Here is a 23,006-nt window from a genome sequence, read left to right on the forward strand (position 1 = left end):
CCACCATCACCGGTTGTTCCGCGCCATGAACATCAGGCGCTCGAACAGGCCGACGTCCTGCTCGTTCTTGAGCAGGGCGCCGTGCAGCGGCGGGATACCCACCTTGCCTTCGGCGCTGGCGCGCAGGGCTTCGGCCGGCACGTCCTCGGCCAGCAGCAGCTTGAGCCAGTCGAGAAATTCCGAGGTCGATGGCTTCTTCTTGATGCCGGGGACGTCGCGCATGGCATAAAAGCTTTGCAGCGCCGCGGCCAGCAAATCCTGACGCAGGTTCGGGAAGTGCACGCCGACGATGTCGGCCATCGTCTCGCGGTCCGGGAACTGGATGTAGTGGAAGAAGCAGCGGCGCAGGAAGGCGTCCGGCAGCTCCTTCTCGTTGTTGGATGTGATGATCACAAGCGGGCGGTGGGTGGCCACGACCATCTCGCGCGTTTCATACACATAGAACTCCATGCGATCGAGTTCGCGCAGCAGGTCGTTGGGAAACTCGATGTCGGCCTTGTCGACTTCGTCGATCAGGAGCACGACGGGTTCGGGCGCCGTGAAGGCTTGCCACAGCACGCCCTTGACGATGTAGTTCTGGATGTCGCGCACGCGCTCGTCGCCCAGTTGCGAGTCGCGCAGGCGCGAGACGGCGTCGTATTCGTACAGGCCCTGCTGGGCCTTGGTGGTCGATTTGACGTGCCACTGCAGCAGCGGCATGTCCAGGCTGGCCGCGACTTCTTCGGCCAGCATGGTCTTGCCGGTGCCCGGCTCGCCCTTGATCAGGAGCGGGCGGCCCAGCGTCAGGGCCGCGTTGACGGCCAGTTTCAGGTCGGCGGTGGCGACGTACTTGTCGCTGCCTTCGAAGCGGGGAGCTGCATGCATGGCGGGTGCTTTGTCGAGTCGGTCGGTGGCAGGAAGTATACGCCATAACCCCGGGCGCGCCGCTGCCGTCCGGTTTGTAGACTGGTGTCAAGTCTTCAGATAGAATCGGCCCGTTGGTAGACCTTTGCTAACTTTTTATGCGGTTGCGGTTTTCGAATTACAACTAACGAGACGCCCATGAAAACAAGTTTGGCACCATTGGTACTGGCAGCATGCGCCTGTACCGCCGGCAGCGCCGTCGCCACGGCTGCAGAAGTCGTCGGCAATCCCAAGGCGGCCGTCGCCAAGGTCGAGATGTGCATCGGCTGCCACGGCATCCAGGGTGGCTACAAGACGGCGTTCCCCGAAGTCTACCGGGTGCCGATGATCGGCGGCCAGTCGGCAAAGTATCTCGAATCCGCCCTCAAGGCCTACCGCAAGGGCGACCGCAAGCATCCGTCGATGGTCAATATCGCCAAGTCGCTGACCGACCAGGACATCGCCGACGTGGCGGCCTATTACTCCCAACAGACGGTGGCCACGCGATGAACCACGCCATGCAACGGATTGTCTTTTCGCTGGTCCTGGGCGCGCTCGGCGCGAGCGCATCGGCCGCCGACATCGCGCGCGGCGCGGCGCTGGCCAAGACGCACAACTGCGCCTCGTGCCACGGGGCCGACTTCAACAAGCCGATCGACCCGAGCTATCCCAAGCTGGCCGGGCAGCACGCCGACTACCTGACGACGGCGCTGCGTGCCTACAAGCGCGGGGCCGGCCCGAACGGGCGCGTGAACCCGATCATGTCGGCGCTGGTGCAACCGCTGTCGAACCGCGACATGGCCGATCTCGGCGCGTACCTGGGCAGTCTGCCGGGGCAGCTGGTGACCAAGAAATAAGCCCGGCGCCAGACGCGCAAGGCGCTTGCTGGTAACATGCCAGCCCCTTGCCGCGTCACCCGCCGGAGCTCTTCGTGTCATCTCTTTCGCCTGCCTACCTCAAAACCAACCTGCTCAGCGGCCTGACGGTCGCCCTGGCCCTCGTGCCCGAGGCGATCGCCTTCGCCCTGGTTGCCCACCTGTCGCCCCTTACCGGCCTGTACGCCGCCGTGCTGGTCGCCTTCATCACGTCCGCGTTCGGCGGGCGGCCCGGGATGATCTCGGCCGCCGCCGGCTCGCTGGCCGTCGTGATGATCGCGCTGGTGGTGCAGCATGGCGCGCAGTACCTGCTGGCGGCCGTGGTGCTCATGGGCGTGCTGCAACTGCTGTTTGCCGCCGCGCGGCTCGGCAAATTCATCCGCATGGTGCCGCATCCGGTGATGCTCGGCTTCGTCAACGGGCTGGCGCTGGTGATCTTTCTCGCCCAGTTCGGGCACTTCAAGGTGGCGGGCCCTGACGGCACGCCAGAATGGATGCCCGCCGCGCAGCTGGTCACGATGGGCGTCATCATCGCCATCACGATGGCGGTGATCTACCTGACGCCGCGCCTCACCAAAGCGGTGCCGTCCACGCTGGTGGGCATCCTGGTGGCCAGCGTCGGTTGCGCGCTGCTGGGCGTCGAGACGCGCACCGTGGGCGACCTCGGTTCCATCGCCGGCGGCTTGCCGAGCTTTGCGCTGCCCGACGTGCCCATGACGTGGGACACGCTGCGCATCGTGTTCCCGTACGCGCTCGTGATGGCGGGCGTGGGCCTGATCGAGTCGCTCCTGACGCTCACCTTGATCGACGAAATCACCGACACGCGCGGCCAGCCGAACCGCGAATCGCTGGCGCTGGGCGCGGCCAACGTCGTCAGCGGCGTGTTTGGCGGCATGGGCGGCTGCGCGCTGATCGGCCAGAGCATGATCAACGTGAACAGCGGCGCGACCGGGCGGCTGTCGGGCATCGCGGCGGCCGTGATCCTGCTGTGCTTCATCCTGTTCGGCTCCAGCTGGATCGAGGCGATTCCGCTGGCGGCGCTGATCGGCGTGATGTTCGTCGTCTGTGAAAAGACCTTCGAATGGGGCACGTTCCGCCTGGCCGGGCGCGTGCCGCGTGCGGATCTGTTCGTGGTCGTGCTGGTGGCGGCGATCACGCTGGTTGTCGATCTGGCAGTGGCGGTGCTCACCGGCGTGATCGTCTCGGCGCTGGTGTTCGCGTGGCAGCATGCGCGCCAGGTGAAGGCGGCGGTCGCGGTCGATGATCAAGGCTGGAAAGTGTACGCGCTCGACGGCACGCTGTTCTTCGCGTCAGTGAGTGCGTTTCAGGGTATCTTCACGCCGAAGGACGATCCGCAGGATGTCGTGATCGACTTTTTGCACGCGCGCGTGGTGGATCATTCGGCGATCCAGGCAATCGACGCGCTGGCCGAGCGTTACCGCCTGCTGGGCAAGCGCCTGCACCTGCGCCACCTGAGCCCCGACTGCCGCGAGCTGCTGGAAAAGGCGCAGGACATGATCGAGGTGAACCTGGTGGAAGACCCGCGTTACCGGGTCGCGGACGACAAGCTGGCGTAAATCACGCGCAAGTCACGTCGCATTCAGGCAAACGCGCGGCGCCGCACGCACTCGATATACGCCTCGGTATCGGGCGGCACGCCGCCCCGCTGCGAGGCCCAGATCATCTCGCCCAGACACTCCATGATTTCGTGGTGGGCATCGTGCTCGCCACGTTTGGCCACCAGCATGTCATGCGCGGCGCGGATGCCGCGCGGCTGGTCGATCGAGATCTGCTCGGCGATCGACAGGTGCATCGACAGGTGCAAGAACGGATTGGGCTTGCCGCCTTCGACCGAATAGTCGCGCGCGATTGCCGCCTCGATGTCCTCGAACTGGTCGTGGTATTCGGGATGCTGCACGATCCAGTCGGCCGCGATGGCGTCCATCGGCGTCAGGATCTCGCCATTGCGTTGCTTGCGATAGGCGTCGCAGAAAAAGCGGCGCACGTCGTGCGAGGACGGAGTGAACATGGCAGGAGGGGGCGAAAAAAGGGGAGAGCGGGCATTGTAGCGCAGCCGCCGGTCCGGCGCGGGGCCGGCTCTCAGGGCGTGGACGTGGGCGCCGGGCGGCAGACAGCCTCTTTCTCCCGCGCCAGTTTCTCGCGTTCGGTATCGCCCGCAAAGAGGTATCCCTCGGCGATCGCAAAGTGCATCTGGCAAATGCGCTGTACCGAGGGGTCGGGCGCGGCAACGGTCAGCTGCATGAGTTTGTCTTCATCGATCTTGCCAAGATAGAAATCGGCGAGTGGCCCTGGCCATTCATCGGTGTCGTGACTGAACGTGGCTTCCAGTTCGCGCCGCGCCAGCGCCGTGTCACCGTTGTGCATGCGCGCCGTGTACAGCAGCAGTGCGCCGCTGCGATCGGCCGGCAGGCGGTCCAGCGCCTGCCTGATTCGCACGGCTGCTTCGGCGTAGCGCCGTTCCTTGACCAGACGCGCGCCGACCATCAGATTGGCGCGGGGATGTCCGCCGGCCGCTGCCTTGTCGACCCAGGCATGCGCCTGTACCTTGTCCAGGGGGACGCCGTTTCCGCGGCCATGCATCGATGCCACCATCATCTGGGCGTCACCGTTGCCGGCGTCGGCTTCCTGTTGCAACCAGGGCTCGATGCGGCGCCATTGGCCAAGCGCATCGCCACCGACGTAGCTGATATACAGCTTCTTCTGGCTCATGGCGAACAATACACGGTGCGAGCGCAGGAAATCGGCGCCCAGGATCACGTCGGCATCGAAATCGTCCGCGGCGATCACACCGACGTCGGCGTTTTCAATGGTCTCGCGGCCGATCTGCAGCGTGCCCAGCGTCGCGTTCCAGCGCGCGATGCGCTTCAAACCCACCCCGCCTGTCGCAACTGCCTGTTCGACACCGGGCGCATCCATCTTCAGGCCCGCCTTTTCGGCCGCCCGGTACGTGATGACTGTGGTTGAGGCGCCACTATCGATGATCGCCGTTGCTTCTTTCCCATTCAGCAGTACCTTGAACTGGGGATTGTCGCGCCCGGCCGACCGCCATTTGAAGGGGATCTGTACCGCGTCATGGTCCCAGTACGACAGCACCGCATTGTCGCAGTTGGTCGGTTTGAAAAACTTGATTTCCTTGGTCGCCAGAGAGATCTCGAGGTCGGACTGGAGCAGGAACGGGGCGCCCAGGATGGCGTCGAACGATGGCGCGGTGCCGAAGTCGCTCAGCACGTTCACGCGGCTATTCGTGATCGACGCCGGTCCGGCCTTGAATTCCTTGATGCGCGTCGTGTAAATGCGCGAAACGCCGCCGATACCGCTTGCGAGTGCATCGGTTGAGCGCAGTGCCAGGCCGCGGCGCTCGGTCGCGGTGCGCGTCAGGATGCTGCCGGCCGCGCCGGTGTCGATCAGCATGTCGGCCGGAGACCCGTCGATCCGGCCTTCGAGCGTGAGGCTCAGGCTCGGGCCGGTGTACCGTATGGGGAGGGTGGTCAACAGGCTCAGCTGGCAGCGCGCCGGCGTGTTCTGCCAGGCATGGGCAGCAGGCGCCGCTGTCAGCGCGGCGAGTAGCAATAGCAGCAAACGCAGGTGACGGATAAGTGGGCTCATGCCACCATTGTACCGGCGAATATTGCTATCAAAGCAATGCTTTAAGCATGAAATCGAGAAGCGGCCTGCGCCGCTTCCGATCGCTACAGCCTACTTGTTCGGCGCCAGCACCAGTGCATCGGGCGCCGCCGGATTGCCCGGCCCGGCCGCCCCGAGCAGCTCCTGCCCTGCCTTGGCGCCAGGCTGCGCGCGGCCATGCGGCTGACGCAGATAGCGCGCGCTGTGGCGCCGCTCGCCGTGCTGGCCCTTGGCCGGCCAGCTCAGAAAGCGCGACAGTTCCTGTAGCGCGCGCTGGTAGACGTCGCGCTTGAACTCGATCACGACATCGAGCGGCACCCAGTAGTCGTGCCAGCGCCACGCGTCGAATTCGGGGTGGTCGGTCAGGCGCAGATTGACTTCGTTGTCGCGCGCGACCATGCGCAGCAGGAACCAGATCTGCTTCTGGCCACGGTAATGCCCGCGAATTTCACGCTTGATGAAGTGATCGGGCACTTCATAGCGCAGCCAGTCGCGGGTGCGACCCACGATCTTGACGTGCTCCTGACGCAAACCGATTTCTTCCTCGAGCTCGCGGTACATTGCCTGCTCGGGTGTTTCGCCGTACTTGATTCCCCCTTGAGGAAATTGCCATGAGTGCTCTCGCACCCGCTTGCCCCACCAGACCTCGTTGTTAGCGTTCAGCAGGATGATGCCGACGTTGGGCCGAAACCCTTCACGGTCGAGCATAAGTGCACCTCGATACTTTCTGCCGGCGGACGTTCCCTTATGTTTTTACTTACGTATTTTTACGCCCATGGGGTTTCCGCACCGCTTGCGCGGTCGATGATGCTGGTTCCGGACCCTGTTTGTAGAAAGATTGGACGCATCAGCCGGCTAATCCTTTAAAATTAGGTCGATTATAACCCTCTCTTTTTAAAAAGAATTCACAGATATGCGTGCCTCACGATTTTTTATTTCTACTCTGAAAGAAGCGCCTTCCGATGCCGAGATCGTCAGCCACAAGCTGATGATGCGCGCCGGGATGATCAAGCGCCTGGGTTCCGGCATCTATACGTATATGCCGGTCGGGCTGCGCGTCATCCGCAAGGTCGAAGCGATCGTCCGTGAAGAAATGAATCGCGCTGGTGGTATCGAACTGTTGATGCCGCTCGTGCAGCCGGCCGAACTGTGGCAAGAAACAGGCCGCTGGGACAAGATGGGCGATGAGCTCATGCGCGTGAAAGACCGCCATGGCCGCGACTTCGCGATCCAGCCGACGTCCGAAGAAGTCATCACCGACGTCGTGCGCAGCGAGATCAAGTCGTATCGCCAGCTGCCGGTGAACTTCTATCACATCCAGACCAAGTTCCGCGACGAGCGCCGTCCGCGCTTCGGCCTGATGCGCGGCCGCGAATTCACGATGAAGGATGCGTATTCTTTCGACCGCGATGTCGCCGGCATGCAGACGTCGTACCAGACCATGTTCGACGCCTACACCCGCATCTTCACGCGCTTCGGCCTGAAGTTCCGCGCGGTGGCGGCCGACAACGGCGCCATCGGCGGCACGGGCTCGCACGAATTCCACGTCATCGCCAGCACTGGCGAAGATGCGCTGGTCTACTGCCCGACGTCCGATTTCGCGGCCAATATGGAAGCGGCCGAAGCCGTGGCCAGCGGCGAGCGCGGCGCTGCCACGCAGACGCTGACCAAGACCCCGACCCCGGGCACGACCAAGTGCGAGACCGTCGCTGCGCTCCTGGGCGTGAACCTGGCGCAGACCGTCAAGACCATCGCTTTGACTACCGAAAACGACGGCAAGAAGAGCTACTGGGTGCTGCTGCTGCGCGGCGACCATGAACTCAACGAGATCAAGGTCGGCAAGGTCGAGGGCCTGGCCGGCCACCGCTTCTCGACCGAAGCCGAAATCCTCGAGGTGTTCGGCACCGTGCCGGGCTACCTTGGCCCGGTCGGCACAAAGCTCCCAGTCACCGTCGTGGCCGACCGCACGGTCGCCAACATGGCCGATTTCGTCTGCGGCGCGAACGAAGAAGACTTCCACCACATCGGCGTGAACTGGGGCCGCGATTTGCCCGAGCCAATCGTGGCCGACCTGCGCAATGTCGTCGAAGGCGACCCGTCGCCAGATGGCAAGGGCGTGCTGGCGATCGAGCGCGGCATCGAAGTGGGCCACGTGTTCCAGCTAGGCACCGCGTATTCGCAGGCGATGGGCGCGACCTTCCTGGACGACGGCGGCCGGCCTGCGCCGCTGCAGATGGGCTGCTACGGCATCGGCGTGACCCGCATCCTGGGCGCGGCGATCGAGCAGAACTTCGATGACAAGGGCATCGTCTGGCCGGACGCGCTGGCGCCGTTCGAAGTGGTGCTGTGCCCGATGGGGATGGACCGCAGCGAGATGGTCAAGGACGCCACCGAGCAGCTGTATGCGTCGCTGGCGGCAAGCGGCATCGACGTCATCGTCGACGACCGCGGCCTGCGTCCGGGCGCGATGTTCGCCGACTGGGAACTGATCGGCGTGCCGCATCGCGTCGTGATCGGCGAGCGTGGCCTCAAAGAAGGCAACCTCGAATACCAGGGCCGCCGCGATGCAGAAGCGAGCGGCGTGGCTGTCGGCGATATGGTCGGCTTCATCAAGGCCAAGCTGGGCAAGTGATGGCGTTGCGCCTGGCCTCCCGGATCGGAGGCGTGCTGCTGGCGCTGGCCTTCGGTCTGGCGGCGCCGGCGCATGCCGGCAACCAGAAAGAAGAAGCGCTGTCGGATTCGGTGCGCCTGGCGCTGGCCAACGCCATCGCCGACGCGCGTCCGCCGCGCCCGACCTTCCGCACCGAGGCGGGGCGGGCGCGCTACCAGGCGTGGTTCGACCAGATGTCGCCGCGCCTGGCCAAGCGCCTGCCCGACGTCCAGACCCGCACCGAGTTTCTCGAGACCGCGTGGTATGAAGCGACGCGCGCGGGGCTCGATCCGGGACTGGTGCTGGGCCTGATCCAGGTGGAGTCGGCCTATCGCAAGTATGCGATCTCGATTGCCGGCGCGCGCGGCTACATGCAGGTCATGCCGTTCTGGACCAAGGCAATCGGCGACGGCGACCGCCGCCGCCTGTTCCACATGCAGACCAATCTGCGCTATGGCTGCGCGATCCTGCGCATGTATATCGACATGGAGCGGGGCGACCTGTACCTGGCGCTGGGCCGCTACAACGGCAGCCGGGGCAAGCCCAAATACCCGAATGCGGTGCTGGCCGCGTGGAAGAACTGGGAATTCAAGCCCGGGGTGTGAAGCATCCTGCCTTGTACAAAACCCTAACATAGCAATCCACCACGCCGTCATCGACGCAGTGTAGACTTCCCGCTTTCCCCAGTGAGGACTGCATGCGACCCATTCTTTTCACCGCTGGCGCACTGCTGGCGGCGCTCACCGGCTGCGCGGCCACGCCACCTGCCTCGACTACGACCGCGACTGCGACCGCGACCCCGGCCCTGACGGCCAACCCGGTCGACCAGCGCGCAAAGAACATCATCTTCTTCCTGGGCGACGGCATGGGCGTCAACACGCTGACTGCCGCGCGCATCTTTGCCGCCGGCGAAGAGGGCGAGCTGGCGATTGACCGCCTGCCCGAATCGGCGTTCGTGAAAACCTTCTCCAACGATGCGCAGGTCACCGACAGCGCCGCTTCGATGGCCGCCTACATGACGGGTGTGAAGCAGAACAACGGCGTGATCTCGATGTCGGCCGGCACGCGCTCGATCGCCCCTGCCAGGGACGCCAACGGCAATAGCCTGGTGAGCCGCTGCGAGAATGGCGAAGCGGCCGTCACGCTGCTCGAACTGGCCCGCAAGCGCGGCATGGCCGTGGGCGTGGTCACCAATACCAGCGTGACCGATGCCACCCCGGCCGCGACCTATGCCCATGCCTGCCACCGCAGGCTGGAAACCGACATCGCCGCCAGCCTGGTGCCCGGCGGCGCCGGCTACAACGGGGCGCTGGGCGCCAATGGCCTGGACGTCCTGTTCGGCGGCGGCGCGCAGCAATTCACGCCGTTCGCGCGTGGCGGCAAGCGCGCCGACAACCGCGACCTGCAGGCCGAGTTCAAGGCCAAGGGCTTCCGGGTCGTGGGCGACACCGCCGGGTTCAATGCCTTGACGCCGGGCGCGCCGGTCGTGGGCCTGTTCGCCGCCAACCACATGGACTTCGACGCGATCCGCGACGCCGCGCGCCAACCGGCGCTGCCGGCCATGACGACCAAGGCGATCGACCTGCTGGCGCCGCACCGTGGTGGTTTCTTCCTGATGGTCGAGGGCGGCCTGATCGACCATGCGCTGCATGCGACGCTTGGCAAGCGCGCGCTGCAGGAGACGGTGACGTACAACGCCGCGTTGCAGGCCGCGCTCGAGCGGATGGAAGCGCTCGACCCGGGCCTGAAAAACACGCTGATCGTCGCCACCGCCGACCATGACCACACACTGCTGCTGAACGGCTATGCAGCGCGCACCGGCAAGACCACACCTGCCAACCCGGGTGTACTGGGCCTGGTGCGCACGGCCGACGGCAAGCCGACGCTCGACAGCCAGGGCATGCCGTACACGATCATCGGCTTCGGCACGGGCGAGAATCGCCACCAGGGCGGGCGCACCACGCCGCTGACCGACGCCGTCGTGACGGCCGACGACTACCACCAGCAAGCGGTCGTGCGCACGCGCGCGGGCGCCGAGACGCATGGCGGCAGCGACGTCTACCTGGGCGCGGCCGGCGCGAACGCGGAGCTGTTTCGCGGGACCATCGACAACACGCGCGTCTTCAATCTGATCAAGACCGCAGCCGGTCTGTAAGCACGAGAAATCCACCATGACTTCACGACGCATTCTCCCGCTGCTGCTGGCCGCCGCCTTTGGCGCAGCGCTGCCGGCAACGGCTTCGGCCCAGCAAAAAGCGAAGAACATCATCTTCTTCCTTGGCGACGGCATGGGCCCGTCCGTCACCACCGCCGCCCGCATCTACCGCGGCGGCGAAGACAGCCTGCTGCACTTCGAGCGCCTGATGGAGCGCACCGCGCGCATCAAGACCTATTCGCTCGATTACCAGACCACCGACAGCGCGCCGTCGATGGGCTCGTACATGACCGGCATGAAGCTCAATAACGACGTCATCTCGCAGGCCGGCGCACGCACGATCAACCCGACCAAAGACGGCGTCGACCAGTGCGGCCCGAACAACGGCACGCCTGCCGTGACGATCCTGGAGCTGGCCAAGGCCCGGGGCCGCGCCACGGGCGCCATCACCACCACTGAACTGACGCACGCCACGCCGGCATCGACCTTCGCGCACACCTGCAGCCGCGATGCGGCCTACACGATCGCGCAGCAGCTTGTGCCGGGTGGCGTCGGCTATAACGCGGCGCTGGGCGATGGCGTCGATGTGCTGATGGGCGGCGGGCGCAATCATTTCACGCCACGCGACGCGGCGCTCAATCCGAAGGGCAGGCCCGACGGACGCGACCTGATGGCCGAATTTGCCGGCGCCGGCTATTACGTGGCGGGCACCCGCGCCGGCATGATGTCGGCCAAGGCGGGGCGCAAGTTCGTTGGCATCTACAGTGCTAGCAGCCACCTCGATTATGCGTACCAGCGCCGTCCCGAGCAGCCGACGCTGGCCGAGATGACGGGCAAGGCGATCGACCTGCTGTCGACCAATCCGAACGGCTTCTTCCTGATGGTCGAAGGCGGCAAGATCGACCACGCGCTGCACGACACGCGCGCCAAGCACGCGCTGGAAGAGACGGTGGCGTTCGACGACGCCTTGCAACTGGCAATCGAGCGCATGCGCGCGATCGATCCGGGCCTGCAGAACACGCTGATCGTGCTCACCGCCGACCATGACCACACGATGCAGATCAACGGCTACCCGAAGCGCGGCAACCCGATCCTGGATATCGTGCGCGACTACGCGACGGGCGAGCCGAAGAAGGATGCAGACGGCAAGACGTTCACCACGCTGGTGTTTGGCAACGGCCCGAATCGCCCGGACGTGCGCGCCGATGTCGATGGCGTGATCGCGCAGGGCGACGATTACCACCAGGAGACGGGCGTGCACAAGTCGTCCGAAACCCATGGCGGCGGCGACGTGAAACTGTATGCGACTGGCGCCGGCTCGGCGTCATTCAAAGGCACGATGGAGAATACCCGCGTGTTCGAACTGATGAAGGCTGCCGGCGGCTTGTAAGTTCAGATTCAGGTTATTTACACCTGAATAACAAAAAGCCCCGGGTTTGAATCCGGGGCTTTTTTAATCAGCGAGACGCCGAGTGAATATAACCTGAACTTATTTCAGATGATCCGAAATCAGTTTGGTCATTTCAAACATCGACACTTGCTCTTTGCCGCCGAAGACTGCTTTGAGCTTGTCGTCGCCATTGATCATGCGACGGTTTGCCGGATCTTGCAGGTCTTTCGACTTGATGTAATCCCAGACCTTTTTGGTCACTTCGGTGCGTGGCAGCGGCTTGTCGCCAACGACTGCAGCGAGCGTGGCCGACGGGGTCATGGCTTTCATGAACGCGGCGTTTGGCTTGCGTGCAACTGCTGGCTTGTCGGCCGATTTGTCAGCCGTTTTAGCGGCTGCTTTTGCTGGTGCTGCTGCCTTTTTTGCTGCGGGCTTGGCCGCTGCAGCAGGCTTGGCAGCTGCTTTTTTTGCTGGTGCTGCAGTGGTTTTTTTGGCTGTTGCCATCTTCGAGCCTCCTAAAACGAACACATGGAAAAATGCGTAATTTATCGCACGCCTATATTGGTAGCGTTTTACTGTTCGTGCAAGTCTTTTTCCAAACTTTTTCACTCTGATAAGCGGCTAAATGGGTGCTATCGCACACAACAACGCACGGGAACGATAAAACGCCGACAAGGGGCGTAAAAAAACCGCGCAAAGCGATACTTTGCGCGGTTCTGCGGGCGGAAAACGATGGATTAGCGCATGCCGGGCATCATGCCCTTCATCCCGCGCATCATCTTCATCAGGCCGCCGCCTTTGAGCTTTTTCATCATCGTCTGCATCTGGTCATACTGATTGAGCATGCGATTGACTTCCTGCACCTGCACGCCGGCGCCGGCCGCAATGCGGCGCTTGCGGTTGGCCTTGATCAGTTCGGGTTTCGCGCGCTCGAGCGGAGTCATCGAATCGATGATGCCGACCATGCGCTGCACCGACTTCTCGGCCTGGCCCATGTTGGCGCCTGCCGCGGCTTGCTGGAACTGGGCCGGCAGCTTGTCCATCAGGCCGGCCATGCCGCCCATCTTTTTCATTTGCGTCAGCTGCGATTTGAAGTCGTTCATGTCGAAGCGGCCGCCGACCTTGATCTTGTTGGCCAGTTCGGCCGCCGCTTCGGCATCGACGCCCTTGCGCGCTTCTTCGACCAGCGCCAGGATGTCGCCCATGCCCAGCACGCGGTTGGCCATGCGGGCCGGATCGAAGGCTTCGAGGCCATCGAGTTTTTCGGAGACACCGGCAAACTTGATCGGTTTGCCCGTCACGTGCCGCACCGACAGCGCCGCACCGCCGCGCGAGTCGCCATCGAGCTTGGTCAGCACGATGCCGGTCAGGGGCAGGGCGTCGTTGAACGCCTTGGCGGTGTTGATCGCATCCTGGCCCAGCATGGCGTCGACGACGAACAGCGTTTCGATCGGGTTGACTGCGGCGTGCACCGCCGCGATCTCTTGCATCATCGCTTCGTCGATACCGAGGCGACCCGCGGTATCGATGATCAGGACGTCGTGGTAATGCTTCTTGGCCCAGTCCAGCGCGGCCAGCGCGATGTCGACCGGCTTGTCGTTGGCGGTCGACGGGAAGAAGTCGGCGCCGACCTGCTTGGTCACCGATTCTAGCTGCGCGATCGCGGCCGGGCGATACACGTCGGCCGAGACGGTCAAGACCTTCTTCTTTTTCTGTTCCTTGAGGTACTTGGCCAGCTTGCCGGTGGTGGTGGTTTTACCGACACCCTGCAGACCGGCCATCAGGATGATCGCCGGCGGTTGCTGGGCGAACGAGAGCTGGCTGGCCTCGGGGCCAAGGTCGGCGCCCATCAGGGCCGCCAGTTCCTTTTGCACCACGCCGACGAGCGCCTGGCCCGGGCTGAGCGAGCCGACGACTTCTTCGCCGAGGGCTTTTTCCTTGACCTTGGCGATGAATTCACGCACTGCCGGCAGCGCCACGTCGGCCTCGAGCAGGGCCATGCGCACTTCGCGCAGCATCTCTGCAGTGTTCGCCTCGGTGAGGCGTGCCTCGCCGCGCATGGTCTTGACGACCTTGGCAAGGCGTTGGGTGAGGTTATCTAGCATGTTCAACCTAATTAGTAAGGGCACATCGGACGCGCGGTCCCGAGCGAAATGCCGGTGGGCGAGCGCCGCCAAAGCGGCATTTTACCTTGCGCAGGTGCCGGTGGTTCTTCCGGCGGGTGGCAGGCGCACATTTTTTCAGCAAACCGTGGCGTTTTGCGCGGGAGGAAAGCGTGGGCGGCGTCGCTCGCGTGCCGGATGATCTGACTGCTAACTATCACCGCGTGGGCGGGGAACCCGCCCACCCTACGTAGGGTGGAAGGCTCTGCCTTCCACGCGGTGATCGTTACCGGCGCCGCTCGCGTGCCGGATGATATGGTGGCAAACCATTACTGCGTGGATGGAAAAACCGCCCACCCCACGGCGACATCATGCAATGGTGTAGACTCCCGCTATGCAGAATTTCCTCTTCCTTGCCGCGGCTTTCCTGTACGCGGTATGCGCCCTGCTGCCATCGCGCCGCGCGCCTGCCATCTCGGCCGTGACGGCCGGCGCGTGGGCGCTGCACGGCGTCTCGCTCGGCATGGACGTGATGGTGCCGGGCCGGCTGCGCGTCGGTTTCGCCATCATGCTCTCGTCCGCGCTGTGGGTGTCCGTGGCCGCCTACTGGCTCGAGAACCGCAATTTCGCCCTCGACGGGATGCGCCGCCTGGTGATGCCGTTCGCCGCCGTGGCCGCGCTGCTGCCGCTGCTGTTCCCCGGCACCCTGACACCGCTGGCCGGCAAGTCGCCGGCCTTTGGCTGGCATATCGCGGTCGCGGTACTGGCCTACAGCACCCTGACCATTGCCGCCTTCCACGCCGTGCTGATGGCGTTACAAGAAGCGCGGCTGCATACCCGCACCGCCGGTGGTGGCCGCTTTGGCGCCGCGCTCGACCAGCTGCCGGCGCTGCTCACCATGGAAAAACTCCTGTTCCGTGTGATCTGGATCGGCTTCGTCCTGCTCAGCCTGACGGTGCTGTCGGGCTTCGTGTTCTCCGAACAGGTGTTCGGCAGGCCGCTGCTGCTCGACCACAAGAGCGTGTTCGCACTGCTGTCGTGGGCGCTGTTTGCGGCGCTGCTGGCGGGGCGCCGCTGGCAAGGCTGGCGCGGCAAGACCGCGCTGCGCTTCACGCTGGCCGGGTTTGCCACGCTGGCGCTGGCCTATGTCGGCAGCCGTTTCGTGCTTGAAGTTATCCTGCACCGGGGAACCATCTGATGCGACTATTATTCTGGATTGCCTTCATCGCCCTCGTCGTCTTCGCGGTGCGCAACAAGCTGCGCGCCATGAGCAAACGTGCGGCCGTACCGCCGCAGGCGCGCCCCGGCGCGGCCAAGGCGCCGGTGCAGATCGAAGCGATGGCCCAATGTTCCCACTGTGGCATGTACTTCCCGGCGTCCGAATCGGTGCGCGCCGACGGCCACGACTACTGTTCGCCAGGCCACGTGCGCCTGCCGCCGCCGTAGGCGCAGGCCGGCCTTGACGCAACGCCGCATCCTGTCGCCCGAAGCGCGCGTCGCCCTGTGGCGCTCGCTGCAGACCTTCACGCTCACGCGCATCGTCATCGCGCTGGTGCTGCTGCTGTATTTCGGTGTCGATTTCGAGAACGGCGTGCTGCGCATCACGCAGCAGGTTGCCCAGATCTGCCTGGGCTACGCCATCATGGCGCTGGTGTTTTCGCTCGCCGCGCGCCGACAGCGCCGCTTCCTGGTGCAGCTCGGCGTGCAGGTCGCGCTCGACCTCCTGGTCATTTCGCTGCTGTACCTGGCCGCCGGCGGCTTGCGCAGCGGCCTTGGCATCCTGTATCTGTTTCCACTGGCCGGCGCTGCGATCCTCGCGCCCTTGCTGCTGGCATTGTTCGCGGCGGCGGTGGCCACGCTGTTCCTGCTCGGCCTGAGCGTATGGCAACTGGTCGAAGGGTTCGATCCGCCGCTGATGCAGGCGGGCCTGTTTGGCGCAGCCTTTTTCGCCGCCGTGCTGGTGGCCAACCGCATGGCCGCGCGCCTGCTGGGACAGGAAGAACTGGCAGCCCAGCGCGGCGCCGACCTGCGCATCCAGCAGGCGATCAATGAAATCGTGATCGCCGACGTGGGCGACGGCATCCTGGTGGTGGGCGCCGACGGCGCAGTGTTTACAGGTAACCCGGCGGCGCGCCGCATGCTTGGGCTGCAGGCCGACACGTCGGGCTTCCTGCTGAACGCGGCGCCGGCGTTCGAGCCGCTGGCCGAAGCGTTCAATGCCTGGCTCGCCGCGCCCGAGAACGACACCGCCTTCGTCACCGTCAAGCCCTACCGCGAAGGCGATGGCGCTGGCGACGTGCGCGGCCGGCGCGACCAGCCGGTGCACGTCAAGCTGCGCTTTGCCCGCGTCGCCGCGCCGGCCGATGCAGTGGGTGAGGGCGGTAGCCGCAGCGTGATCTTCATGCAGGACGTGAGCGCCATCGAAAACCAGGCGCAGCAACTCAAGCTGGCGTCGATGGGACGCCTGACCGCCAGCATCGCGCACGAGGTCCGCAACCCCTTGTCGGCCATCGGTCACGCGACGGCGCTGCTGGCCGAAGACCTGCACAGCCCGGCCGAAGTGCGGCTGCTGAAAATCGTCGGCGATAACGTCGCGCGCGTGAACCGCATGGTCGAGGACATCCTGCAGCTCTCGCGCAAGGCCCAGCCCAACGGCGAGCCGGTGCCGCTGGGCGCGTTTCTCGAACAGCTCAAGGCCGAGTTCTGCGAAATCCACGGCCTGGCCGGTGATATAGTCTATATCGGCGATCCGGGCGGCAGCGCGGTGCGCTTCGATCCGCTGCACCTGCACGAAGTCCTGCTTAACCTGCTGAACAACGCGGTGCGCTATGCCAGCCGCCAGCCGGCCAGCATCCGCATCTTTCCTGCGCGCGACGCGGCCGGACGGCGCGAGCTGCACGTGCAGGACGACGGCCCCGGCATCACGCCCGAAGTGCGCGACCACCTGTTCGAGCCGTTCTATACCACCTCGAGCAAGGGCACCGGCCTTGGACTCTACCTGGCGCGCGAACTGTGCCTCAACAACGATGCGAAACTCGATTATGAATACCGGTTCGACCCGTCCGCGCTGGGCCCGCGCAAGGCCAGTGGCCGCTTTGTCATCACCTTTGCCCTTGCCTGACGTGGCCGGGGAGCCGTCATGAGCGCGCCACGCGTCCTGGTGCTCGACGACGAGGCCGACCTGCGCGAGCTGCTCGAGATCACGCTGCTCAAGATGGGCCTGGACGTCGACAGCGCCGCCACACTGCGCGAGGCGCGCGCGCTGTTCGACGAGCGCGATTACGCGCTGGTGCTGACCGACATGCGCCTGCCGGACGGCCTGGGCCTCGAACTGGTGCGCGAAATCGGTGCCTCCGGCAAGGGCACGCCGGTGGCCGTGATCACCGCCTACGGCAGCGCCGAAAACGCGGTGGTGGCGCTGAAGGCCGGCGCGTTCGACTACATCGCCAAGCCGGTGGCGCTGGACGCGCTGCGCGTGATGGTGCGCGCGGCGCTCAAGCAATCCGAAAGCGCGGCGGCGGGTGACGACACTGCGCCCGACTCGCGCATGATCGGCAGCTCGCCCGCGATGGCGGCATTGCGGGCCCAGATCGCCCGCCTGGCGCGCTCGATGGCGCCGATCTCGATCACGGGCGAATCCGGCAGCGGCAAGGAGCTGGCCGCGCGCGAAATCCACGCCCAGAGCTCGCGCGCCGCGAAACCGTTCATTGCCGTGAACTGCGGCGCGATTCCCGAAACGCTGATGGAGGCCGAATTTTTCGGCTACCGCAAGGGGGCGTTCACGGGCGCGTCCGACGAGCGCGACGGCTTCTTCCAGGCGGCCAACGGCGGCACGCTGATGCTCGACGAGGTGGCCGACCTGCCGCTGGCGATGCAAGTGAAACTGCTGCGCGCGATCCAGGAGCGGCGCGTGCGCAAGATCGGCGCGACGGTCGAGGAGCCGGTGGACGTGCGCATCATCAGCGCGACGCACCAGGACCTGGCGCGCTGCGTCGAGACGGGCAAGTTCAGGCAAGACCTGTTCTACCGGCTGAACGTGATCGAGCTGGGGTTGCCGCCGCTGCGCGAGCGGCTGGACGATCTGGCGCCGCTGGTGAACGGCATCCTGCAGCGCCTGGCCGGGGCAGGGCAGGCCACGCTTGGGGCCGGGGTGCTGGACGCGCTGCGGGCATATTCGTTCCCCGGCAATGTGCGCGAGCTGGAAAACGTGCTGGAGCGGGCGCTGGCGTTTGCCAACGATGGCGTGATCGAGGTGGGCGACCTGTCGCTCAAGGCGGCGCGGCCGATCGAACCGGCCCGGGCGGAACTGGCCCCGCCGGCGGTTGCACCGCCCGTTGCCGCGGCGCCAGTCGCGCCGGCCGCGCCGGTCGCGCCAACGGTATCGGCGCCGCCGGGCGTCGGTCCCGCCGAATTGCCCGGCAACCTGCCCGAATACCTGGAGCAGGTCGAGCGCGACATCATCGGCCGCGCCCTGCAGCAAACCCAGTTCAACCGGACCCAGGCCGCCAGCCTGCTCGGCATCAGTGTCCGGCAGTTGCGCTACCAGATGCAGAAGCTGGATATCAGCGCGCCGGACGATTGACGGCTGCTCTGCAGCCGGGCGGCGGTCCCGCACGCCCGGTCATTTCCCCACAGTTTTTTAAGGTTAGTAGTCGCTTACCGCGTACTCCCCGTCCTTATGGCGACTCTCGAAAGTCAAGGCTCGCACGCGATAAAACTGAAAATTTTGGACATTTATTTGCTTGCCTGTACCGCAAACGAGGTACTACAATTAGTCTGATATCAACGCCCGGCACTAGATATAGTGGTAGTGACTGAAAAGGCACCAGGATTGCAGGCTGCGGCAAGTTGTTCATGCGTTGTCCACAAGTTGCACACAAACTTATCCATCGATCGGTTAATTAAGCACTTGTCGACACGCATTATTTACTGATTCTTACCCTGCTTCTCTGGTTTGCCACCACAGGCCACCGGCTGGCAGGGCATCGTTTTTTAATTTGTTGACGGACCGGGTTTGCGCACTACGGCAAGACGGTTGCCACGTAAACAACGGCGGTCCGACCGCTCCTGGAGGCGCAATGCAAACAGCACAGAATAGTTCGATCAACCAACATGTAACCCCAGGATCGGCGCCCGCCGGGGCCACCCCGGCCGACATCGTCGCCCGTGGCGACTACCGCGTCATCCGCCGCAACGGTTCGGTGGTGGCGTTCGAGCCGCACAAGATCTCGGTCGCGATGACCAAGGCTTTCCTGGCAATCGCCGGTGGCCAGGGCGCCGTCTCGGCGCGCATCCGCGAGCTGGTCGAGCAGATGACCAACAACGTCGTCACCGCGCTGGTGCGTCGCCAGCCGAACGGCGGCACGTTCCACATCGAGGACGTGCAGGACCAGGTCGAGCTGTCGCTGATGCGTTCGGGCGAACACGATGTCGCGCGTGAATACGTGCTCTACCGCGCCAAGCGCATGGAAGAGCGCCGCGCCGCGAAAGAAGCCGCTGGTGGCGGTGGCGCCGTCGTCGCACCGCAGATCCACATCGTCGATGGCGGCGAGCGCCGCCTGCTCGACATCAACACCGTCATCAACCTGATCGGCGCCGCCTGCGCCGGCCTCGAAAAGCACGTCGACGCCGACGCGATCCTGGCCGAGACCATGAAGAACCTGTACGACGGCGTGCCAGTCGAAGAGCTGCACAAATCGGCCATCCTGGCTGCGCGCGCGCTGATGGAAAAAGACCCGGCCTACAGCCAGGTCACCGCCCGCATCCTGCTGCACACGATCCGCAAGGAAGTCTTCGGCCGCGAAGTGGCGCAAGCCGGCGCCGCCGCCGAATACCTGACCTACTTCCCGCAATACATCGCCAAGGGCATCGCCAACGAGCTGCTCGACGAAGAACTGGGCAAGTACGACCTCGAGCGCCTGGCCAAGGCCATCGTCGCCGACCGCGACCTGCAGTTCGGCTACATCGGCCTGCAAACCCTGTACGACCGCTACTTCCTGCACGTGCGCGATGTGCGCATCGAAATGCCGCAGGCGTTCTACATGCGCGTGGCAATGGGCCTGGCCCTGCGTGAAGACGACCGCGAAGCGCGCGCCATCGAGTTCTACAGCCTGCTGTCGTCGTTCGACTTCATGAGCTCGACCCCGACCCTGTTCAACTCGGGCACCCGCCGTTCGCAGCTGTCGTCGTGCTACCTGACCACCGTCGGTGACGATCTGGAAGACATCTACGACGCCATCAAGGAAAACGCGCTGCTGTCGAAGTTTGCCGGCGGTCTGGGCAACGACTGGACGCCAGTGCGCGCACTCGGTTCGCGCATCAAGGGCACCAACGGCCGCTCGCAGGGCGTGGTCCCGTTCCTGAAAGTGGTCAACGACACGGCCGTCGCGGTCAACCAGGGCGGCAAGCGCAAGGGCGCTGTCTGCGCCTACCTGGAAACCTGGCACCTCGACATCGAAGAGTTCCTCGACCTGCGCAAGAACACGGGCGACGACCGCCGCCGCACCCACGACATGAACACGGCGAACTGGATTCCCGACCTGTTCATGAAGCGCGTGATGGAAAAGTCGCACTGGACGCTGTTCTCGCCATCCGAGACGCCTGACCTGCACGACCTGACCGGCAAGGCCTTCGAACAAGCCTATCTGGCGTACGAAGCCAAGGCCGAGCGCGGCGAAATGGCCGTCTTCAAAAAGATCGAGTCGCTCGACCTGTGGCGCAAGATGCTGTCGATGCTGTTCGAAACCGGCCACCCATGGATCACGTTCAAGGACCCATGCAACATCCGCTCGCCACAGCAGCACGTGGGCGTCGTGCACTCGTCGAACCTGTGCACCGAGATCACGCTGAACACCAGCGCCGATGAAATCGCCGTCTGCAACCTGGGCTCGGTCAATCTGCCGCAGCACATGAAGGGCGATGGCCTGGATCACGTCAAGCTGCAAAAGACGATCCGCACCGCGATGCGCATGCTCGACAACGTCATCGACATCAACTACTACGCCGTCGAAAAAGCGCGCAATTCGAACCTGCGCCACCGTCCGGTCGGCATGGGCGTGATGGGCCACCAGGATTGCCTGCACATGATGCGCATCCCGTTCTCGTCCGACCGGGCGGTGCAGTTCGCCGACACGTCGATGGAAGCGGTCTGCTACTACGCTTACCTGGCGTCGACCGAACTGGCCGAAGAGCGCGGCCGCTACGAGACCTACACCGGTTCGCTGTGGGACCGCGGCATCCTGCCGCAGGACTCGATCCAGCTGCTGGCCGACGAACGTGGCAGCCAGTACCTGGAGCAGGACACGTCGTCGAAGATGGACTGGACTCCGGTGCGCGAGCGCATCAAGCAGTTCGGCATGCGCAACTCGAACTGCGTGGCGATTGCCCCGACCGCGACGATCTCGAACATCATCGGCGTCTCGGCCTGTATCGAGCCGACGTTCCAGAACCTGTACGTGAAGTCGAACCTGTCGGGTGAATTCACCGAGATCAACTCGTACCTGGTGCGCGACCTGAAGGCACGCGACCTGTGGGACGAAGTCATGATCGCCGACCTGAAGTACTTCGACGGCTCGCTGTCGAAAATCGACCGCGTACCGCAAGACCTGCGCGACCTGTACGCAACGGCATTCGAAGTCGAGCCGAAGTGGCTGGTCGACGCTGCGTCGCGCCGTCAGAAGTGGATCGACCAGGCCCAGTCGCTGAACATCTACATGGCCGGCGCATCGGGCAAGAAGCTGGACGAAACCTACAAGCTGGCCTGGCTGCGCGGTCTGAAGACCACGTATTACCTGCGCACGATCGCCGCGACGCACCTGGAAAAGTCGACCACCCGCACCGGCGCGCTGAACGCCGTGTCGGTCTCGGGCGGCCTGTCCGGTGGCCTGTCGGCTGGCGAGAAAGCGCCAGTTGCTCCGGCGCCGGCACCGGCGGCCAATACGGCAGCAGCAGCGACCGAAGAAGACGGCGCCGCCTGCTATCTGCGTCCGGGCGACGACGGTTTCGAGGAATGCGAAGCCTGCCAGTAATGAAGTAAAGGAGGCGAGCCCCCTGCAAGGCCGGCTCGCCCTCCAGCAAGTACAACGGCGCCAGTCGCCGACAACACGAATAACCAATGCATCAACGTGCCCGGGCCGCAGTCGCTGCGCCAGCGCACCACAGAAGGGACCACCATGCTTAACTGGGACGACGAACCAACCAGCGCGCCAAGCGCTCCGCAAGCCGACGCCGGCCTTGCCATTGCACCTGCCGCCGAAGTGGCAAAACGCGTCAATGCCGACGACAAGCGCATCATCAACGGCCAGACCGACGTGAACCAGCTCGTGCCATTCAAGTACAAATGGGCATGGGACAAGTACCTGGCCGGCTGCGCGAACCACTGGATGCCGCAAGAAGTGAACATGCAGCGCGACATCGAGCTGTGGAAGAACCCGAACGGTCTGTCGGAAGACGAGCGCCGCCTGGTCAAGCGCAACCTGGGCTTCTTCGTGACGGCTGACTCGCTCGCCGCAAACAATATCGTGCTGGGCACCTACCGCCACATCACGGCCCCCGAGTGCCGCCAGTACCTGCTGCGCCAGGCATTCGAGGAAGCGATCCACACGCACGCTTACCAGTACATCGTCGAGTCGCTGGGCCTGGACGAAGCCGAGATCTTCAACGCCTACAACGAAATCGAATCGATCCACGACAAGGACCAGTTCCTGATCCCGTTCATCGACACGCTGACCGACCCTGAATTCAAGACCGGCACGACCGAGAACGACCAGAAGCTGCTCAAGTCGATCATCGTCTTCGCCTGCCTGATGGAAGGCCTGTTCTTCTACGTGGGCTTCACGCAGATCCTGGCGCTGGGCCGCCAGAACAAGATGACCGGCGCTGCCGAGCAGTATCAGTACATCCTGCGCGACGAATCGATGCACGTGAATTTCGGCATTGACCTGATCAACACGATCAAGATGGAAAACCCGCAGCTGTGGACGCCGGAATTCCGCGAAGAGATCAAGGCCCTGTTCCTCGAAGCTGTCGACCTGGAATACCGCTACGCCGAAGACACGATGCCACGCGGCGTCCTGGGCCTGAACGCCCCGATGTTCAAGGGCTACCTGCGCTTCATCGCCAACCGCCGCGCGGTGCAGATCGGCCTCGAGCCGCTGTTCCCGAACGAAGAAAACCCGTTCCCGTGGATGAGCGAAATGATCGACCTGAAGAAAGAGCGTAACTTCTTCGAGACGCGCGTGACCGAGTACCAGACCGGCGGCACGCTGAGCTGGGATTGATGCGGGGGCGTCGATCGCCCTGCGTCAGC

19 protein-coding genes are annotated in these 23,006 nt (G+C 64.5%); 13 read left to right on the top strand and 6 right to left on the bottom strand.

Annotated features, from left to right (window positions below):
• Positions 1–6 precede the first annotated feature (6 nt).
• Positions 7–864 (bottom strand): AAA family ATPase, encoded by an 858-nt coding sequence (locus AC56LV_RS16155; protein WP_499503785.1) that lies wholly within the window; start codon positions 862–864, stop codon positions 7–9.
• A gap of 177 nt (positions 865–1,041) precedes the next feature.
• Between AC56LV_RS16155 and AC56LV_RS16160 the strand changes: the two genes are divergently transcribed.
• The 3 genes from AC56LV_RS16160 (at position 1,042) to AC56LV_RS16170 (ending at position 3,334) form a co-directional block, all read left to right on the top strand.
• Complete coding sequence (locus AC56LV_RS16160) at positions 1,042–1,392, top strand: c-type cytochrome (protein WP_258835684.1); 351 nt, start codon at positions 1,042–1,044, stop codon at positions 1,390–1,392.
• 8 nt (positions 1,393–1,400) lie between these two features.
• The gene (locus AC56LV_RS16165; protein WP_499559074.1) at positions 1,401–1,739 is read left to right on the top strand and encodes a c-type cytochrome; all 339 of its coding nucleotides are present in this window, start codon (positions 1,401–1,403) and stop codon (positions 1,737–1,739) included.
• Positions 1,740–1,813: 74 nt separating this feature from the next.
• Positions 1,814–3,334 carry a SulP family inorganic anion transporter gene (locus AC56LV_RS16170; protein ID WP_499559075.1) on the top strand — a complete coding sequence of 507 codons (1,521 nt, stop codon included), beginning with the start codon at positions 1,814–1,816 and terminating at the stop codon, positions 3,332–3,334.
• A 23-nt stretch (positions 3,335–3,357) separates the two neighbouring features.
• Here the strand turns inward: AC56LV_RS16170 and AC56LV_RS16175 are convergent, their stop codons facing one another.
• From AC56LV_RS16175 to AC56LV_RS16185, 3 genes are all read right to left on the bottom strand, one after another.
• On the bottom strand, positions 3,358–3,786 hold the full coding sequence (locus AC56LV_RS16175; RefSeq protein ID WP_183556282.1) for a DUF1841 family protein: 429 nt from the start codon (positions 3,784–3,786) through the stop codon (positions 3,358–3,360).
• A gap of 71 nt (positions 3,787–3,857) precedes the next feature.
• The gene (locus AC56LV_RS16180; protein WP_499559077.1) at positions 3,858–5,384 is read right to left on the bottom strand and encodes an aspartyl protease family protein; all 1,527 of its coding nucleotides are present in this window, start codon (positions 5,382–5,384) and stop codon (positions 3,858–3,860) included.
• A gap of 90 nt (positions 5,385–5,474) precedes the next feature.
• Positions 5,475–6,110 (bottom strand): RNA pyrophosphohydrolase, encoded by a 636-nt coding sequence (locus AC56LV_RS16185; protein WP_499559079.1) that lies wholly within the window; start codon positions 6,108–6,110, stop codon positions 5,475–5,477.
• Positions 6,111–6,315: 205 nt separating this feature from the next.
• Between AC56LV_RS16185 and AC56LV_RS16190 the strand changes: the two genes are divergently transcribed.
• The 4 genes from AC56LV_RS16190 to AC56LV_RS16205 all read left to right on the top strand — a co-directional run bounded on the left by AC56LV_RS16190 (position 6,316) and on the right by AC56LV_RS16205 (position 11,597).
• Complete coding sequence (locus AC56LV_RS16190; protein ID WP_499559080.1) at positions 6,316–8,034, top strand: proline--tRNA ligase; 1,719 nt, start codon at positions 6,316–6,318, stop codon at positions 8,032–8,034.
• Complete coding sequence (locus tag AC56LV_RS16195) at positions 8,034–8,657, top strand: lytic transglycosylase domain-containing protein (protein ID WP_499559082.1); 624 nt, start codon at positions 8,034–8,036, stop codon at positions 8,655–8,657. The genes AC56LV_RS16190 and AC56LV_RS16195 overlap by 1 nt, the downstream gene beginning before the upstream one ends.
• A 92-nt stretch (positions 8,658–8,749) precedes the next feature.
• Positions 8,750–10,207, top strand: coding sequence for an alkaline phosphatase (locus tag AC56LV_RS16200; protein WP_499559084.1), 1,458 nt, complete (start codon positions 8,750–8,752; stop codon positions 10,205–10,207).
• A 16-nt stretch (positions 10,208–10,223) separates the two neighbouring features.
• The gene (locus AC56LV_RS16205; protein WP_499559086.1) at positions 10,224–11,597 is read left to right on the top strand and encodes an alkaline phosphatase; all 1,374 of its coding nucleotides are present in this window, start codon (positions 10,224–10,226) and stop codon (positions 11,595–11,597) included.
• A 99-nt stretch (positions 11,598–11,696) separates the two neighbouring features.
• On the opposite strand, the gene AC56LV_RS16210 is transcribed toward AC56LV_RS16205, so the two are convergent.
• Together AC56LV_RS16210 and ffh are read right to left on the bottom strand one after the other, a co-directional pair.
• Positions 11,697–12,101 carry an SWIB/MDM2 domain-containing protein gene (locus AC56LV_RS16210; protein WP_332532342.1) on the bottom strand — a complete coding sequence of 135 codons (405 nt, stop codon included), beginning with the start codon at positions 12,099–12,101 and terminating at the stop codon, positions 11,697–11,699.
• Positions 12,102–12,334: 233 nt separating this feature from the next.
• A complete protein-coding gene (ffh, locus tag AC56LV_RS16215) occupies positions 12,335–13,702 on the bottom strand; it encodes a signal recognition particle protein (RefSeq protein WP_482896243.1) in 1,368 nt (455 codons plus the stop codon).
• Positions 13,703–14,093: 391 nt separating this feature from the next.
• Between ffh and AC56LV_RS16220 the strand changes: the two genes are divergently transcribed.
• The 6 genes from AC56LV_RS16220 to AC56LV_RS16245 all read left to right on the top strand — a co-directional run bounded on the left by AC56LV_RS16220 (position 14,094) and on the right by AC56LV_RS16245 (position 22,977).
• Positions 14,094–14,897, top strand: coding sequence for a cytochrome C assembly family protein (locus AC56LV_RS16220; protein WP_499559088.1), 804 nt, complete (start codon positions 14,094–14,096; stop codon positions 14,895–14,897).
• A complete protein-coding gene (locus AC56LV_RS16225; protein WP_499559090.1) occupies positions 14,897–15,145 on the top strand; it encodes a PP0621 family protein in 249 nt (82 codons plus the stop codon). Before AC56LV_RS16220 ends, AC56LV_RS16225 begins: the two co-directional genes overlap by 1 nt.
• Before the next feature lie 13 nt (positions 15,146–15,158).
• Entirely contained in the window at positions 15,159–16,820 is a 1,662-nt protein-coding gene (locus tag AC56LV_RS16230; RefSeq protein WP_499559092.1) for a sensor histidine kinase, read from the top strand.
• An 18-nt stretch (positions 16,821–16,838) separates the two neighbouring features.
• The gene (locus tag AC56LV_RS16235; RefSeq protein WP_499559094.1) at positions 16,839–18,281 is read left to right on the top strand and encodes a sigma-54-dependent transcriptional regulator; all 1,443 of its coding nucleotides are present in this window, start codon (positions 16,839–16,841) and stop codon (positions 18,279–18,281) included.
• Positions 18,282–18,777: 496 nt separating this feature from the next.
• The gene (locus AC56LV_RS16240) at positions 18,778–21,726 is read left to right on the top strand and encodes a ribonucleoside-diphosphate reductase subunit alpha (protein WP_499559096.1); all 2,949 of its coding nucleotides are present in this window, start codon (positions 18,778–18,780) and stop codon (positions 21,724–21,726) included.
• A 144-nt stretch (positions 21,727–21,870) separates the two neighbouring features.
• Complete coding sequence (locus AC56LV_RS16245) at positions 21,871–22,977, top strand: ribonucleotide-diphosphate reductase subunit beta (protein WP_499559098.1); 1,107 nt, start codon at positions 21,871–21,873, stop codon at positions 22,975–22,977.
• Positions 22,978–23,006: the final 29 nt, after the last annotated feature.

This window comes from Telluria sp. RB2R28, from assembly GCF_059685835.1.